This is a genomic window from Mesorhizobium sp. WSM4830 (assembly GCF_055811495.1).
In genome coordinates this window covers 308,232-324,532 of the sequence record NZ_JBVVQI010000004.1, presented here as the reverse complement: position 1 = coordinate 324,532, position 16,301 = coordinate 308,232, and the positions used below count along the sequence as shown (strand labels likewise).

12 protein-coding genes (1 of these 12 only partly in view) are annotated in these 16,301 nt (G+C 63.8%); 2 read left to right on the top strand and 10 right to left on the bottom strand.

The genetic code is table 11. The annotated features are described in order from the left end of the window. A protein-coding gene (locus tag AC0L2Y_RS08555) for a M23 family metallopeptidase (RefSeq protein WP_352491795.1) crosses the window boundary here: on the top strand, positions 1-869 show its 3' portion. Its footprint begins 1,090 nt before the window's first position; 869 of the gene's 1,959 nt are visible here — the last part of the coding sequence; the start codon falls outside the window, past its left edge; its stop codon occupies positions 867-869. 17 nt (positions 870-886) lie between these two features. Here the strand turns inward: AC0L2Y_RS08555 and AC0L2Y_RS08550 are convergent, their stop codons facing one another. Continuing rightward, the gene (locus tag AC0L2Y_RS08550; protein WP_473555308.1) at positions 887-2,446 is read right to left on the bottom strand and encodes an MFS transporter; all 1,560 of its coding nucleotides are present in this window, start codon (positions 2,444-2,446) and stop codon (positions 887-889) included. Between the two features lie 174 nt (positions 2,447-2,620). On the opposite strand from AC0L2Y_RS08550, the gene AC0L2Y_RS08545 reads away from it, so the two are divergent. Continuing rightward, on the top strand, positions 2,621-3,253 hold the full coding sequence (locus AC0L2Y_RS08545; RefSeq protein WP_473555307.1) for a TMEM175 family protein: 633 nt from the start codon (positions 2,621-2,623) through the stop codon (positions 3,251-3,253). 166 nt (positions 3,254-3,419) lie between these two features. Here the strand turns inward: AC0L2Y_RS08545 and AC0L2Y_RS08540 are convergent, their stop codons facing one another. The 9 genes from AC0L2Y_RS08540 to AC0L2Y_RS08500 all read right to left on the bottom strand — a co-directional run bounded on the left by AC0L2Y_RS08540 (position 3,420) and on the right by AC0L2Y_RS08500 (position 16,232). Continuing rightward, positions 3,420-4,901 (bottom strand): L,D-transpeptidase family protein, encoded by a 1,482-nt coding sequence (locus AC0L2Y_RS08540; protein ID WP_473555354.1) that lies wholly within the window; start codon positions 4,899-4,901, stop codon positions 3,420-3,422. Positions 4,902-5,137: 236 nt separating this feature from the next. Then, positions 5,138-5,503, bottom strand: coding sequence for an MmcQ/YjbR family DNA-binding protein (locus tag AC0L2Y_RS08535; protein ID WP_473555305.1), 366 nt, complete (start codon positions 5,501-5,503; stop codon positions 5,138-5,140). Between the two features lie 130 nt (positions 5,504-5,633). Then, positions 5,634-8,240 carry an ATP-dependent chaperone ClpB gene (gene clpB / locus AC0L2Y_RS08530; protein ID WP_473555303.1) on the bottom strand — a complete coding sequence of 869 codons (2,607 nt, stop codon included), beginning with the start codon at positions 8,238-8,240 and terminating at the stop codon, positions 5,634-5,636. Positions 8,241-8,476: 236 nt separating this feature from the next. Then, complete coding sequence (locus tag AC0L2Y_RS08525) at positions 8,477-9,466, bottom strand: DUF4167 domain-containing protein (protein ID WP_473555302.1); 990 nt, start codon at positions 9,464-9,466, stop codon at positions 8,477-8,479. 331 nt (positions 9,467-9,797) lie between these two features. Continuing rightward, entirely contained in the window at positions 9,798-10,676 is an 879-nt protein-coding gene (gene prmC, locus AC0L2Y_RS08520; protein WP_473555300.1) for a peptide chain release factor N(5)-glutamine methyltransferase, read from the bottom strand. After that, entirely contained in the window at positions 10,669-11,748 is a 1,080-nt protein-coding gene (gene prfA / locus AC0L2Y_RS08515; protein ID WP_473555298.1) for a peptide chain release factor 1, read from the bottom strand. The genes prmC and prfA overlap by 8 nt, the downstream gene beginning before the upstream one ends. Positions 11,749-11,756: 8 nt before the next feature. Continuing rightward, the gene (gene ptsP / locus AC0L2Y_RS08510; protein ID WP_473555297.1) at positions 11,757-14,027 is read right to left on the bottom strand and encodes a phosphoenolpyruvate--protein phosphotransferase; all 2,271 of its coding nucleotides are present in this window, start codon (positions 14,025-14,027) and stop codon (positions 11,757-11,759) included. Positions 14,028-14,210: 183 nt separating this feature from the next. Next, positions 14,211-15,464, bottom strand: coding sequence for an aspartate kinase (locus AC0L2Y_RS08505; RefSeq protein ID WP_473555352.1), 1,254 nt, complete (start codon positions 15,462-15,464; stop codon positions 14,211-14,213). Positions 15,465-15,662: 198 nt separating this feature from the next. After that, on the bottom strand, positions 15,663-16,232 hold the full coding sequence (locus AC0L2Y_RS08500; protein ID WP_352491803.1) for a putative glycolipid-binding domain-containing protein: 570 nt from the start codon (positions 16,230-16,232) through the stop codon (positions 15,663-15,665). Between the last annotated feature and the right edge of the window lie 69 nt (positions 16,233-16,301).

The following is a 16,301-nucleotide window of genomic DNA, read 5'->3' as shown; positions in this document are numbered from 1 at the left end:
AATTGCTGACGGCGTTCGACGATTCGCCTGCGCCCATAGTGCGCGGCAATCTGCCGAACATCTATGACGGCATCTACCGCACCGCCTATTCCTACGGCATGTCCAAGGCGATGACGCAACGGCTGATCAAGTTGCTGGCATCCAGTGTCGACTTTCAGTCGCGCCTCAATCCCACGGACCGCATCGAGGTGCTGTTCTCGCAGCCCGATGGCGACGACCAGGCGTCCGACGAATCCGAGCTGCTTTACGTCTCCGCGACTTTCGGCGGCACGACAAGAAATTTCTACCGTTTCCAGATGCAGGACGGCAGCACCGACTACTTCGACGAAAATGGCAGCAGCGCCGAGCAGTTTCTGCTGCGCAATCCCTTGCCCAATGGCCGATTTACGTCCGGGTTCGGTGCCAGGCGCCACCCCATTTTGGGGTATGTGAAAATGCATACCGGCACCGACTGGGCAGCTCCCGTGGGATCGCCGATCATCGCCGCAGGCAATGGCGTCGTCGAAAAGGCCGGCTGGGCCGGTGGCTATGGCAAACAGATCATCTTGCGTCACGCCAATGGCTACGAGACGTCCTACAATCACCAGAGCGCCTTTGCCAAAGGCATCGAGCCGGGTGTTCGCGTTCGCCAGGGTCAGGTTATCGGCTATCTCGGCTCAACCGGCCTCTCCACCGGTCCGCATCTTCATTACGAACTGATCGTCAACGGCACCAAGGTCGATTCGATGCGCGTCCGCCTGCCGGTCGGCAAGACGCTGAAGGGCGACGACCTCGTCGCCTTCAAGCGCGAGCGCGAACGCATCGACGACCTGCTCAAGCAGGAAGACAGCAATCAGTTGAAGGTCGCGAGCGCCAAGATCGAAGGCTGAGCCGACGTTTTTCGTCGTCAGCCCTGCTGATTCGCCGTGTCGCGCGCCCATGGCAGGCGCTCGCCCGAAACCGTCGTCCACGCAGTGATTGCCGAAAGCAGGCAAAGCAGCGCGGTCACCGCGGCAACGGCGGCGAATGCCGCGTCGCTGGCGGCAAGTCGTGCCGCATCGAGGCCGGGCGCCAGGCCGGCTGGCGGCGGTTCGCCGAAACCCGGAATGCCGGAGCCGGCACCGGTGCCGAGCACGCCAGCATAAACCCAGGCCGCCAGCGATCCCATCGCCGCCACGGCAATCAGGCCGCCGATGCGCGAGACGGCGTTGTTGATGCCCGAGGCCGCACCCGTATCCTTGTCCTCGACCGCCGTCATGATGGCGGTCGACAGCGGCGATACCACCAGCGCCATGCCGAGCCCCATCAACGCCATCAGCGGGAATACTCCCAGCCAGAAATTGTGGATGCCCCAATAGGCCAGCAAGGCAAGTCCGGCAAAGGCAAGAGCCACAACCAGACTGCCGCTGGCGATCGGAAAGCGAGGCCCGATGCGGTCGGACCACTGGCCGACCGGTCCGGACAACAGTGCGATCAGTGCCGACAGCGGCAGGAATATGAAGCCGACCTCGGCGGCACTCAGCCCCCATCCGGCGATCATGAGCATCGGCAGATAGAACAGATTGGCCGACAGCGCGAAATAAAGGAAGAAGGTCGCCACATTGGCGCCCGCGAACGCGCCGATCCGAAACAGCGACAGATCGATCATCGGCTCGCGCCGCCGGCGCTCGAAGACGATGAATACGACGAGCAAAACCGCACCGGCGGCAATGCTCGGGCCGGACATCAGCCCCTCCCCGTCGCCGCTCATCGAGGTCAGGCCGTAAGCGAGAGCTCCGAACGCCAATATGGCGAGTGCAGCGCCGCCGAGATCGAGGCTGCGCTTTTCCGCCGGCGCGTCGGCAGGGACCTTGGCCAGCAGAAGATAGATCGAGACAAGACCGAGCGGCAGATTGATGGCGAAGATCGCCCGCCAGATGCCATCGCCGAACGCCGACAGCACGAAACCGCCCAGCACCGGGCCGAGCGCCGTCGTCAGTGCCGATGCGGCGGCCCAGATGCCGATCGCCCGGCCGCGCTCCTTTTTCGGATAGGCTTTGGCGATAATGGCCAGGCTGCCCGGCACCATGATGGCCGCTCCGACACCCTGGATAGCCCGAAATGCAATAAGCATCGCCGGGTTAGGCGCCAGCGCGCAGGCAAGCGAGGCGGCAATGAACAGCACGATGCCGGCGACGAAAGAGTGGCGCAGGCCGAAGCGATCGCCAGCGGCGCCGCCGACGAGAATGAGGGCTGAAAGCGTCAATGCATAGGCATTGGAAATCCATTGCGCCTCGGCAAGGCTGGCGCCGAGATCGACGCGGATCGCCGGCGTCGCAATGGCCAGGACCGACCCGTCGATGAAGCCGAGCGCGGAAGCCAGGATCGCGGCGATCAGCACGAACCGCCGCTGCGCCTGCGGACAGAACGTATCAGCGGGAAGCGAGCCGGTCAGGGGAACGGCACCGGTACCGACTTTGGTTGGCATGTGCATGCCGCCTTACCTAGATCGCCGGCGCGCCGGCGACAACCGGCCAGCACGGTGTTCTCCTTGAAACCAGGCCCCACCTGGCCACACAGGCAGGATCACGGCGCTCCGGGTGCAAACGACAGATGCCGTGCTAAGCTTCTCGCAGCGCTACGGACAAGGGGGAAATACCGCATGAAACGACCGCTCGAACCCTCGGCGGAAGGGCGCGGGCGCGTCGTCGGCATCACCGACGGCGTGTTCGCCATCGCGCTCACCCTGATCGTTCTCGAGATCAGGGTGCCGGCGCATGAAACGGTGCATTCCGAAAGCGAGTTGATCACCGCGATCACGGCACTGGCACCGCGCTTCCTGACCTATGCGCTCAGCTTCCTGACGCTGACCATCTTCTGGTTCGGCCAGCAGGCGCAACACGGGCTGATTGCAAAATCCGACCGGCGGCTTGCCACGCTGAACCTCTGCTTCCTCGGCTTCATCGCCTTGCTGCCGTTCTCGACCGACCTTCTCGCCGACTTCCTCGAATTCAGGACTGCGGTGATCGTCTACTGGCTCAATCTTTTGATGCTCGGCCTGACGCTGCTCGCCAGTTGGCGCTATGCGGACAAGAACGGATTTCTAGCCGAAGGTGTCGACGCGGAGACCACCCGAACGGTCTATCTGCGCATCGTCAAGGCACAGATCCTGTGGGCCGTCGGCGCTGCACTCTGTCTGATCAGCCCGTTGCTCAGCGTCGGCTTCATCCTGGTGGTGCAGCTGATCTATGCCGCGGCACTGCGCGCGCCACTGCTGCGCAAGGTCATCGGGTGAATGGAGCGACGCCTGTCCGCTTTAGGGTGTGTTGAGATTCAGGTCAGGCCGAGCCGAAAATGGTGGCTTCCGAGAACCGGAGCGGAGCGTACTTTTGGGTACGTGAGCACCGGAAGCGCAGGAAGCCGCCGTTTGCAGGCCGGCATCACCTGAATATCAACATACCCTACTCGACGAACTCCACCGTCACGCCGGGCGTCACGATCTTGGCCAGCTCGCGCGCATCCCAATTGGTCAGCCGCACGCAGCCATGGCTCTCAGTCTTGCCGATCTTTGACGGATCCGGCGTGCCGTGAATGCCGTAGGTCGGCTTGTCCAGCGCAATCCAGACCGAGCCGACCGGGCCGTTCGGCCCCGGCGGGATGGTCAGGATCCTGTCGTTTTCGCCCTGCTTGAAATTGATGTTCGGGTTGTAAGTGTAGTTCGGGTCCAGCGCGACACGCGACACCGTATGCGTGCCGGACGGCGACGGCGTGTCCGATGAGCCGATAGTCGCCGGATAGGCTGCGACCAGCTTGCCCGCCGCATCATAGGCGCGGACCTGCTTGTTGGCCTTGTCGGCGATGATGCGCGCCACCGGCGTCGCCACCAGCCTCCCGAAATTGGCGACCTTGATGATGGTGCCTGGACGATTGAAATTGGCCTCCGGATTGAGCGATTTCAGATAGGCCTCGTCCATGTGGAAGCGCTCGGCCAGCGCTTCGGGCACCGACGTGTAGCCCATGCGATCGAGCTGGGCCTTTTGGCTGTAGTCCTCCGGTATCGATGCGACATAGGGACCGGCCGCATCCTCGGGCGTGATCGCATAGGGGGCGAAGGCATCGCCGCCGGATTGCGCCAGGGCGGCCTGGATGCCGATCGCGTCGGTCGACTTCAGATTGCTGCCGGTGATCTCATTATAGGCGGCGAGCGCCTTGTCGACATTCGAGCCGAACCGTCCGTCGATGACGCCGGGCGACGCACCGGCACGGTCGAGCAGCACCTGCAGCGCCGCCACGTCCTCGCGGGCGCCGAGCGCAAGCGACGGGTCGACCGCCGTCTTGCCGCCAGTGTTTGGCGGCGGGGCTGTGTCTGGCGGCAAGGCCGCCTGCTCGTTCGGCACTGTCGGCTCGACCGGCTCGATCGAGGCCTCGTTGAGCGGCTGGCGCTCGATGGTGCGCGGCTTCACCGGCTGCGCCGCCTCCGGATAATCGTTGCCGTAGCCGTCATCCCGTGGCGCTTCGGGGAACGCTTCCACCGAATTGTCGCCATTAAGATCGTAGTCGTCGGCCGGCGGCACGATGATCCTGCCCTCGTCTTCCAATTGCCTGCGGCGGTAGCGCGCCATGTCCTGCGGGTCGTCGAGATAATAGCGGTCGTCCTCGACCGGCCCGAGATTGCGCAAGCGCTCACGGCGCAAAGCACGGCGGTCGAGCCTGGTCTGCGGCGGCTGGATGGCGATAACCTTGCCGGTCTCCGCATCGACGATGACGCGGTTTCCCCTGGCGTCGTAGTAGATATCGAGATTGCCGTTCTGGGCGATCAGAACGCCGCCCGTATCGGCAGCGCGAACAACCCCCGGTACGGTGTCCGCCAGCGGTGAGGCCATCGCATTAGACGCCAGCAGCCCGGCAGCAAGCGCTGAAAGGGTGAAGATGGTGCGCAACATGGTGGCCAAGATTCTCCGGTCCGTAAATGCCGCCGTCGGCGTTGTCCCCTCAGAGCCGCGCGTCCTTTCGGACGCGCAAAGGTCGCTCCAACACCTGTATCTCCGCATCGTGCTTTCCGAACATCGAATTCGATCTTCGGGCCGATGCGGCAGGCGAACCCCTTCGACGGCAAATCAGTTGTCAACCATAAGGTTCCAATATGAACCGGGCATGAAGATGGCGGATTTCTGGCCGATCAACCGACAGTGAGCCCCAATTCCTTGCGTGCCTGCTTCGTCAGCTTCAGCGCGACAAGACGGTGGCTTTCGCGCAAATAGTCCTTCAGCGCCTCATCATCCATGCTTTCGCTTGTCCGGCGCTGGATCCATTTCATGCCGCGCGAGGCGAGATACGGCGCCGGCCGAAGGCCGGGCTGTTGCCTCAGCACGTCATAGGCGATATCGGAGCATTTGAAGGTGACGAACGGCTCCTTGCCTTCACTCCAGCCGCCGATCGCAAACACCTTGCTGCCGACTTTCCAGACATGCGCGCCGCCCCACTGCACGACGTGGGTCGTCGAAGGCAGCGAGGCGCAGAAACTGTTGTAGTCGTCCAACGTCATCTGCGCCCCGCCAGTGGTGTTAGACCTTGAACCGAAGGTCGGCCGATTTTTCGGAAAAGATCATGGTCAAAATTGAAGATAGGAGTTCCATCCCGATTCGATCGGGATGGAACAGGCTCTTGGCTTGAAGTCAGGCGGCCGCCTCGGTTGCCACGACTGCCGGCTTCGAGCGGAAGTTCAAGCGGTCGGAGCCGGCCGTGACCTTGACGGTCGAGCCGTCGAGGATCTCGCCGAGCAGGATCTTTTCCGCCAGCGGGTCCTGCAATTCCTTCTGTATCACCCGCTTCAGCGGCCGCGCGCCATAGGCCGGGTCGTAACCCTTGGCCGCCAGCCAGTCGATCGCCTCCTGATCGAGCGAAAGCGATATCTTGCGGTCGACAAGCAGGTTTTCCAGCCGCTTGAGCTGGATTTGGACGATCTGGCCCATATCCTGGCGGCGCAGCCGGTGGAACAGGATCACCTCGTCGATGCGATTGAGGAATTCCGGCCGGAACGAAGCCCTGACGACGTTCATCACCTCGTCGCGCACGACGTCGACATCTTGGTCCTCGCTAAGATTGACGAGATATTCGGCGCCGAGATTGGACGTCATGATGATCAGCGTATTGCGGAAGTCGACGGTGCGGCCCTGCCCGTCGGTCAGCCGGCCGTCGTCGAGCACCTGCAGCAGCACGTTGAAGACGTCCGGATGCGCCTTCTCGATCTCATCGAACAGCACGACCTGATAGGGCCGGCGCCGTACCGCTTCGGTCAGCGCGCCGCCTTCCTCATAGCCGACATAGCCGGGAGGCGCCCCGATCAGCCGGGCGACCGAGTGCTTCTCCATGAACTCCGACATGTCGATACGCACCATGGCGCTCTCGTCGTCGAACAGGAAGCTGGCCAGCGCCTTGGTCAATTCGGTCTTGCCGACGCCCGTCGGCCCGAGGAACATGAACGAGCCGAGCGGCCGGTTCGGGTCCTGTAGGCCGGCGCGCGCGCGGCGAACCGCTTTGGACACCGCCTGTACCGCCTCACCTTGGCCGACGACGCGCTTGCCGACCTCGTCTTCCATGCGCAACAGCTTGTCGCGCTCGCCTTCCAGCATCTTGTCGACCGGGATCCCCGTCCAGCGCGAGACGATATGGGCGACGTGATCGGGGCCGACCACTTCCTCGACCATGCCGGCCTTGCCATCCCTGGCTTCGGCCTGCTGCAGCTGCTTTTCGAGTTCCGGGATTTTGCCATAGGCAAGTTCGCCGGCGCGCTGGAATTCACCCTTGCGCTGGGCAATGGCAAGTTCGTTGCGCGCCTCGTCGAGCTGCTTCTTGAGGTCGGCGGCAAGCCCGAGCTTCTGCTTCTCGGCCTGCCATTTCGAGGTCAGCTCGGTCGATTCCTCCTCCAGGTTCGAGAGTTCCTTCTCGAGGCGGGCGAGCCGGTCCTTCGAGGCATCGTCCTTCTCGACCTTCAGCGCCTCGCGCTCGATCTTGAGCTGCATGATGCGGCGGTCGATCTCGTCCAGCGCCTCGGGCTTCGAATCGACCTGCATGCGGAGCCGCGACGCGGCCTCGTCGACCAGGTCGATCGCCTTGTCCGGCAGGAAGCGGTCAGCGATGTAGCGGTTGGACAGGGTTGCGGCCGCGACCAGTGCCGAATCCGAGATGCGCACCTTGTGGTGCTGCTCGTATTTCTCTTTCAGGCCGCGCAGGATCGAGACGGTGTCTTCGACCGTCGGCTCGTTGACGAAGACCGGCTGGAAGCGGCGGGCAAGGGCCGCATCCTTCTCGACATGCTTGCGGTATTCGTCGAGCGTGGTGGCGCCGACGCAGTGCAGTTCGCCGCGGGCCAGCGCCGGCTTCAGCAGGTTCGACGCATCCATGGCGCCATCCGCCTTGCCGGCGCCCACCAGCGTATGCATCTCGTCGATGAACAGGATGATGCCGCCGGCGGCAGACGTGACTTCGGAAAGCACCGCCTTCAGCCGCTCCTCGAACTCGCCGCGGTATTTGGCGCCGGCGATCAGCGAGCCCATGTCGAGCGCCATCAGCTGCTTGTCCTTGAGCGATTCCGGCACATCGCCATTGACGATGCGCAGCGCCAGCCCTTCGGCGATCGCCGTCTTGCCGACACCGGGTTCGCCGATCAGCACCGGGTTGTTCTTGGTGCGACGCGACAGCACCTGGATGGTGCGGCGGATTTCGTCATCACGGCCGATGACCGGATCGAGCTTGCCCGCGCGGGCGTCCGCCGTCAGGTCGCGCGCGTATTTCTTCAGCGCGTCGTAGCCCTGCTCGGCGCTCGCCGAATCGGCGGTGCGACCTTTGCGTACGTCGTTGATGACTTGGTTCAGCGCCTGCGGCGTGACACCCGCCTTGGACAGGATGTCGGCGGGCTTGGCCGATTTTTCCATGGCCAGCGCCTGCAATAGCCGTTCGACGGTGACGAAGCTGTCACCGGCCTTCTTGGCCAGTTCCTCGGCAGTCGAAAACACCTTTGCCAGCGGCTGCGCCAGATAAAGCTGGCCATTGCCGCCCTCGACCTTGGGCATTGCCTCCAGTGCCGTTTCGACGCCGAGCTTGACGTCGCGGACATTGCCGCCGGCGCGCTCGATCAGCGACGCAGCCAGGCCCTCGTCGTCATCGACAAGGACCTTGAGGATATGTTCGGGGGTGAATTGCTGGTGATTTCGGGAAAGCGCCATGGTTTGCGCGGACTGGATAAAGCCGCGCACACGCTCGGAATATTTTTCAAGATTCATGCCTGTCTCCTTCCGTCACCGGCCCGCTTCGCGGCACCGGATCAGATTGCGGTGACGGACCCGCCCGTTCGAGCCGGATCCTGTTCACGCAAGATATGGGACGCAAACCACGGACCCTCAAGACGCCTCGACACTGGCGGACGCATAATATCGCGAGCGCACAAAACAAAACGGCGGAGATTTCTCTCCGCCGTCCAGGGTAAAGGATGCGCTAAGGTCGGCTGAACGTTTTTCGATCAATTCTCGACGTCTGCGATCACAGCTTGACCGCCGGGGCCTTCAGCCGGCGCTGCATCGACATTGCCAGCGTCGGTATTGCCAGTCTCGGTATTGCCCGTCTCGGCATTGCCCGTCTCGGCATTGCCCGTCTTGGCATTGCTTGTTTCGGCACTCTCAGGGCCGGCGTTGTCGTTGCCGCCATTTGCCTGTTCGACATCGAGGCGCGGGCGACGCGGACGCCTGGGGCGGCGGGCCGGGCTGTTTTCGGCAGCGGCTTCGTTGAGCTCGGCCTGGGCGGCGAGACCCGCCGGCGAGAAATTGTCGAATTGCGGTGCGGGCTCACCCACAAAGACCGGCTCAGCGGCCGGCACGGGCTCCGCCTGCGCCGGCGTCTCGTCGCGCCGTGGCTGTTCGACGCGCTGGCCACCCTGCTCGCCGCGCGAGCCATACTCGCCGCGCTGGCCGTTCTGGCCGTAACCGCCATTGGGGCGACGGTCGCGATGGCGTCCGCCATTGTTGTCGCGGCCGTCACGGTTATCGCGACCGCCGCGATTGTCGCGGCTGTTCTCCTGGTTCAGCGCCAGCTCGGCCGGTGTGCCATCGATAACCGGCTGCGGGCCGGCCCCGTGATTGACGGTCGAGCCCGACGTCTCGTTGGCATTGTTGTTGCCGGCATTGTCGAACTCGTCGCGATCCTCGTCGCCATCATCGTCGAAATCGTCGCGATTCTGCTGGGCGTTCTGGATCGGCATCTGCGCCTGAGCGGCTGCGATGATGCGGTTATAGTGCTCTGCATGCTGAAGATAGTTTTCCGCCATCACCCGGTCGCCGGAGCTTTGCGCGTCACGGGCAAGGGTTGCGTACTTCTCGGCAATCTGCTGAGCCGATCCGCGGATCTTCACGTCCGGGCCGTTGCTCTCGTAGTTGCGCGTCAGGGGATTCGGCCCCTTACGGTTGTTGTTGTTATTGTTGTTGCCGCCGCCGCCATTGTTGTTGCGACCGCGCATGCGCCTGTTTTGCTGTTGTGGCCTCATTAGACTCTCTTCACTTTGAAATTTTCGAAAAACTCTTCACGAACGGAGGCGCTCATGCGGCCAGCCGTTTCGTTCCTTCACCGGCGTTCGCCCGCATCAATTGCGTTGGCGCCACGTGCCATCCTGTTCCGGTTACTTCACTTGCCGGACGATTCCCGCACGAAGCTTGGGCGTCGTTTGCGCAAGAAGGCAGCTATTTCCAAGGAAAACCGAATCGCTAAGAGCACTGCCTGCTTCGTCTCATCCGGTTAGGGCGACCCTAGCCGCATTCCCCGGTATTGCCAAGCGCTTTTTTCGCACTGCATCACGGCTTCCACCGTTCGAACACAAGAACTCTGTCGTTTCCGCCGAGATCACGAAACGCCCCGACCGAACGGTACCCGGCCGCGGAGAATATCTCCGTAACCTGTTGGTGCTGCGTATGGCCGATCTCGACCGCAATCCTGCCTTGGAGTTCCAAATACGCTGCCGCTCCTGCGGCGATCTTCCTGTAGGGGCTCAGACCGTCCACGCCGCCATCGAGGGCCTGGCGTGGATCGAAACCGCGGACCTCGTCCTGCAGATTTCCAATGTCGTCTGACGGTATATAGGGAGGGTTTGCGACAATTACATGGTACCGGCCAGAAACTTTTTCAAACCAGTCGGATTCGAGCGCCGTGAACCGGCCGGCGAGGCCCAATTCCCCGGCATTACGCATGGCTGTGGCCAGCGCCTCCTGCGAAATGTCGACGCCGGTGGCGGTCGCGGCCGGAACAGCGCTGAGCAGCGCCAGCGCAATGGCACCGGTGCCGGTCCCGAGATCGAGGATGCGGCAACCACCTTCGCGTGCCGCCATCGCCTTGACGAAGGGCAGTATAGCCTCGACCAGCGTTTCGGTATCCGGCCGCGGCTCCAGCGTTTGCGGCGAAAGCGAAAGGCGCAAGCCGTAGAATTCGCGGTAGCCAAGGATCCGGTGTACCGGCTCGCCGGCGATGCGCCGTCGCAAGGCGGCTTCGATTGCCGCCGTCACGTCCGCATCGACCGCGTGCCCGGGCTCGGCGATGGCCTGCGTGCGACTGGTGCCGGAAAAATGCTCGACGATCAGCCTGGCATCGAGCGCCGGATCCCCAACCCCGGCTGCGGTGAGCCGGTTTCGCGCCTCCCGCAGCAGCGGCGCCAGCGTGGCGGGCAGGCTGTCAGCCATCAATGCCGATGTCGGCGAGCAGCTTCGACTGGTGATCGGCGATCAGCGCGTCGATGATCTCGTCGAGCTCGCCCATCATCACCCGGTCAAGCTTGTAGAGCGTCAGGTTGATGCGATGATCGGTGACGCGACCCTGCGGAAAATTATAGGTGCGGATGCGTTCCGAGCGGTCGCCCGAGCCGACCTGCGACTTGCGCGATTCGGAACGTTCCTCGTCCGCCTTGCTGCGCTCAAGATCATAGAGCCTGGCGCGCAGGATCTGCATGGCCTTCGCCCGGTTCTGGTGCTGCGACTTTTCCGCCTGCACCACCATGATGCCGGTCGGCAGATGGGTGATGCGCACCGCCGAATCGGTGGTGTTGACGTGCTGGCCGCCTGAACCCGAGGCGCGCATCGTGTCGATGCGGATGTCTTCGGCCCTGATGTCGATGTCGACCTCTTCGGCTTCCGGCAGCACAGCGACCGTCGCCGCCGAGGTATGAATGCGTCCGCCCGCCTCGGTCGTCGGCACGCGCTGCACCCGGTGCACGCCGGATTCAAACTTCAGATGGGCAAAGACGCCCTTGCCCGAAACGGTGGCGATGATTTCCTTGTAGCCGCCGACCTCACCCTCGCTGGCCGACACCGTCTCGAAACGCCAGCCATGCGCCGCCGCATAGCGCTCGTACATGCGAAACAGGTCGCCGGCGAAAAGCGCCGCCTCGTCACCGCCGGTGCCGGCGCGGATTTCGAGGATGGCGTTCTTGTCGTCGGCGGCATCCCTTGGCAACAGGAGGATTTGGATGTCCTTCTGCAGCGCCTCGATGCGATCCTTGAGCTCCGGCAGGTCGGCCTCGGCCAAGGCGCGCATCTCGGCGTCGGTGCCCTTGTCGGCGAGCATCGCCTCCAGATCGGCCTGTTCGCGCTCCGCGGCGCGCAATGCCCTGATCTTTGCCACCATCTCCTGGATGTCGGCATATTCGGAGGCCATCCTGACATAGGCGTCCGGCGCCGGCCCGGCCGACATCTGCGCTTCGAGCATGTCGAAACGCTTGACGACTTGATCCATACGGTCGCGGGGCAGGTTGATCATGGCGAAGTCTATAGCGGTATAGAGCGGTCGTCGGCAAAGGCGTGCAGCAGCGCCCGCATCGGCAGGCCATGCGCCGGCGCCATCAGATTGTCGTCGAAGAACGCTTCCAGCTCGCTGAGCGGCAGTTCCGTCAGCATCGCCTTGACCGGGCCGATCGATGCCGGCGACATCGAGATCGAGCGGTAGCCAAGGCCGATCAGCGCCATCGCCGAAATCGGCTTGCCGGCAAGTTCGCCGCACAGGGTCACCGGCGTATGGTTGCGCGCCCCGGCGTCGGCAATCTGCTTCAGGACGCGCAGGAACGGCGTCGAGAGCGGGTCGAAGCGGTCGGACAATTGGGTGTTGCCGCGATCCACCGCCATGACGAACTGGAACAGGTCGTTCGAGCCGACCGAGACGAAATCGACCGCCTTCATCAGCTCGTCAAGCTGGAACAGCAGCGACGGCACCTCCAGCATCGCCCCGAGCTTGAGGCTGGTCGGCAAATGATGGGCAAAGCGCGACAGATGCCGCACCTCGCGATCGATGATCTCGCGCGCCTGCGCGATCTCGCCGAGTTCGGTCACCATTGGCAGCATCAGCTTCAGTTCGCGCCCGCCGCACGCCTTGAGCAGCGCGCGGATCTGGGTGCGCAGCAATCCGGGCCGGTCGAGCGTCAGGCGGATGGCGCGCCAGCCGAGCGCCGGGTTCTCTTCCTGGATCGAGCCCTTGAAATAGGGCAGCACCTTGTCGCCGCCGATATCGATGGTGCGGAACGTTACCGGCTTGCCGCGCGCCGCTTCGAGCACGTCACGATAGAGCCGCTCCTGCGCTTCGGCGCGCGGAAAGGTCGAGGCGACCATGAACTGCAGCTCGGTGCGGAACAGGCCGATGCCGGCCGCGCCCGCTTCGGCCAGTTGCGGCAGATCGACCGCCAGCCCGGCATTCATCAGAAGATCGACCTGGACACCGTCCTTGGTCACCGACGGCTTCTTGCGCAGTTCGCGGTAGACCTCCTGCCGCCGCGCCCTGAAGCGCACTTTCTCAGCATAGGCCGCCTCGAGGTCGGGCTGCGGGCGCAGATGGATCGCGCCTTCCTCGCCGTCGACGATGATGGCATCGCCGTTTTCCGCCATGGAAACGGCGCCCTTCATCTGGCCGGCGACGGGTATGCCCATGGCCCGCGCCACGATGACGACATGACTGGTCGCGGCGCCGTCCTCCAGCACCAGCCCGCGCAGCTTGTCCCTGGGATAATCGAGCAGCTCGGCAGCCCCCATCGAGCGGGCGACGATGATGGCGTCCTTGGGCAGCGAGGCCGCGACGTCCTCCGGACCGCGCCCCATCAGCTGCCGCAACAACCGATTGGCGAGATCGTCGAAATCGCTCATCCGTTCGCGCAGGTATGGATCGGTCATGTGCAGCATGCGGGCACGCATGTCGCTCTGCACCTTTTCGACCGCCGCTTCGGCCGTCAGGCCGTTGCGGATCGCCTCCTCGAGCCGGCGCACCCAGCCGCGGTCGTTGGCGAACATGCGATAGGCTTCGAGCACCTGGCGATGCTCGCCCTCGAAGGCGACGTCGCGGCGCTCCAGCATGTCGTCGATGGAGAGCCTGAGCGAGCCGAGGGACGCGTCGAGCCGCCTGACCTCTTCCTCGCTGTCCTCGTTGAACAGATTGGTGACGACGATGCGCGGCTCGTGCAGCACCACATGGCCGAGCCCGACGCCTTCGTTGAAGGACAGGCCGGTAAAGCTTACCGGGCGGCGCAGATCGAGCTCGAGGCCGGGCCTTGTCAGCCGCTCCAGATCGCCGGTGGCGATCATCTCGGCGATCACCATCGCCGTCGTTTCCAGCGCCTCGACCTCGTCGTCGCGATAATGGCGCATGGTCTTGTTCTGCACGACCAGGACGCCGAGTGTCCGCCCTGCCCGCAGCACCGGCACGCCGAGGAAGGAATTGTATATCTCTTCCCCAGTCTCCGGCAGGTAGGCGAAGGCCGGATGCTCCTGCGCGTTGGAGAGGTTGAGCGGCCGCGCCGAGGCCGCGATCGTGCCGACCAGGCCCTGGCCCAGCCTGAGCTGCGCCAGGTGGACGGCGTTCGGGTTCAGGCCTTCAGTGGCGTAGAGTTCGAGCACCGAATCGGCACGCAGCACATAGAGCGAGCAGACCTCGGCCACCATGTTGGAGGCGATGTCGCGCACGATTCGGTCAAGCCGCTCCTGCGGCTCCAGCGGCTCTTGCATGAGCTCGCGGAGCCGTTTCAGCAAAACGCGCGGGCCACTGGCCGAATCACGCATCGCGGCTTCTTCTCCAATAGCGTTTCAACCGGTGCAGGTTGCCCTGCACAGCGGCACAAACGCAACAACTCAATTAGAGCGCCATCGTCCAATTTGGACGCATAAAGGCCGCTCCAAGACTTTCGATCCGCTGCATCCTGCCTTCCGAAAATCGATTCCCGATTTTCGGGCCGATGCAGTCTGCTACTGCTTATCCAGACCGTACACGGAATGCAAAGTGCGAACTGCTAGTTCCGTATAGGGACCGTCGATCAGGATCGAAATCTTGATTTCGGACGTTGTGATGGCGCGGATGTTGATCGCGCGGTCGGCCAGCGCCTTGAAGGCGGTGGCGGCGACGCCGGCGTGGCTGCGCATGCCGATGCCGATGACCGAGACCTTCGACATGCCGGCTTCCGACTGCACCACATCGTAGCCGATCGTCGCCTTCAGCCGCTCGAGCACGGCCAGCGCCTTTTCGACGTCGCCGGATGGCACGGTGAAGGTCATGTCGGTGAACTTGCCGTCCTCGGAAATGTTCTGGACGATCATGTCGACGTTGATGTTGGCCTCGGCCAGCGGCCCGAAAATGCCGGCGGCGACGCCCGGCCGGTCGCCGACGCGGCGCAGCGATATCTGCGCCTCGTCCTTGGCATAGGCAATTCCGGTGACGACCTGCTGTTCCACGATCTCTTCCTCGTCGCAAATAAGCGTTCCCGGCGGATTGAGCAAATCCCCCATTCCGGGTGCATCGGGATCGTCGAAGGACGACCGCACAAAGGTACGCACCCTGTGCACCATGGCAAGCTCGACCGAGCGCACCTGCAGGACCTTGGCCCCGAGCGACGCCATTTCGAGCATTTCCTCGAAGGAAATCTTGGCCAGCCGCCGCGCCTTCGGCTCGATGCGCGGATCGGTGGTGTAGACCCCGTCGACATCGGTGTAGATATCGCAGCGGTCGGCCTTGACCGCTGCCGCGATGGCGACAGCGCTGGTATCGGAACCGCCGCGGCCGAGCGTGGCGATCCGGTTGTCCGGCCCGATGCCCTGGAAACCGGCGACCACCGCCACCTGGCCTTCGCCGAAGCGCTTGATCAGGAACGCACCGTCGATATCGAGAATGCGCGCCGCGCCATGCGCGTTGTCGGTCTTGATCGGGATCTGCCAGCCTTGCCAGGAGCGGGCATGCACGCCGATATTCTGCAGCGCGATCGCCAGCAAGCCGGCGGTGACCTGCTCGCCGGACGCGACGACGGCGTCATATTCACGCGCATCGTGCATCGGCGACGCCTCGCGCGTCCATTGCACGAGTTCGTTGGTCTTGCCGGCCATCGCCGAGACCACGACGGCGACCTCATGGCCGGCATCGACCTCGCGTTTGACATGGCGCGCCACATTGCGGATGCGGGCGATGTCGGCGACGGAGGTCCCGCCGAATTTCATCACGATGCGCGCCATGGAAGCGAAATGCCTTTGACTGGATGCCGGACCGAAGGCCGAAAAGCGGAAAAATGCGCCAAGCTGTGGCCGGGCGCTCAATGCGCGGCCTCCTTAGCCAAATGACAGTCGTTTCGCAAGGCGTGCCGCCGCTGCCGGCCGGGCGACACACCAGCGCAGCATGGCGCCCGCATACTTTTTCCCAAAATGGTGCGCGCTTCAGCCCAGCTGTGCCGTGGCTCTCCACAGGCGCGGATAGTCGAGGACGAAACCGAGCGGCGAGACCTCTAGCGTCTCGTGGTAGCCGAACATCGGGGCGGCATAGGCGTAGTGTGCAGCATCGACGCGCTGATAGGTTTGCTCGAGGCGAACGAGCCTGAGTTCGGGAAATGTCAGATAGGCTGCCGGGGCGGGCGTCGCCATGCCGACATCGAGGGCAAAACGGCGAAGCGCCAAAAGGTTTGTGGCGGGCGTGAAGCCGAGATCGATATCGATGAGACCGTCGACTTCCGCTTGATGCTCGCCGTTCAGCGTCCATTGGCGCTCGGTCAGCCGGTCGATCCCATAATGCAGCTCTTGCGTGCCGAGAAAGCCGTCGGCGCGCGCCGAGCGTGTATGCCAGTCGGCATCGCAGTCCACCTCGTAGGCGATGCCGCACGGCTTGCCATCCTGGACCAAAAGCGCGTGTCCCCTGAGGTTCCACCCGGAACTCGCTTCCGACAGCAGGCAAGCGTCGTGGCCTTCCTGGTCAAGCCGGCGCCAAAGAATGGAAGCAACCGCTCGCATCATGCGCACTCCTCCGGTCCCGATGTCTCTGCTTCGTCCGCCAAAGCATTGGTGTTTCCTTCCGGCACACCA

Bases quoted from the DNA above. Each gene is read 5' to 3' on its own strand.
- AC0L2Y_RS08550 (WP_473555308.1), bottom strand. From the start codon at position 2,446: ATGCCAACCAAAGTCGGTACCGGTGCCGTTCCCCTGACCGGCTCGCTT.
- AC0L2Y_RS08545 (WP_473555307.1), top strand. From the start codon at position 2,621: ATGAAACGACCGCTCGAACCCTCGGCGGAAGGGCGCGGGCGCGTCGTC.
- AC0L2Y_RS08540 (WP_473555354.1), bottom strand. From the start codon at position 4,901: ATGTTGCGCACCATCTTCACCCTTTCAGCGCTTGCTGCCGGGCTGCTG.
- AC0L2Y_RS08535 (WP_473555305.1), bottom strand. From the start codon at position 5,503: ATGACGTTGGACGACTACAACAGTTTCTGCGCCTCGCTGCCTTCGACG.
- clpB (WP_473555303.1), bottom strand. From the start codon at position 8,240: ATGAATCTTGAAAAATATTCCGAGCGTGTGCGCGGCTTTATCCAGTCC.
- AC0L2Y_RS08525 (WP_473555302.1), bottom strand. From the start codon at position 9,466: ATGCGCGGTCGCAACAACAATGGCGGCGGCGGCAACAACAATAACAAC.
- prmC (WP_473555300.1), bottom strand. From the start codon at position 10,676: ATGGCTGACAGCCTGCCCGCCACGCTGGCGCCGCTGCTGCGGGAGGCG.
- prfA (WP_473555298.1), bottom strand. From the start codon at position 11,748: ATGATCAACCTGCCCCGCGACCGTATGGATCAAGTCGTCAAGCGTTTC.
- ptsP (WP_473555297.1), bottom strand. From the start codon at position 14,027: ATGCGTGATTCGGCCAGTGGCCCGCGCGTTTTGCTGAAACGGCTCCGC.
- AC0L2Y_RS08505 (WP_473555352.1), bottom strand. From the start codon at position 15,464: ATGGCGCGCATCGTGATGAAATTCGGCGGGACCTCCGTCGCCGACATC.
- AC0L2Y_RS08500 (WP_352491803.1), bottom strand. From the start codon at position 16,232: ATGATGCGAGCGGTTGCTTCCATTCTTTGGCGCCGGCTTGACCAGGAA.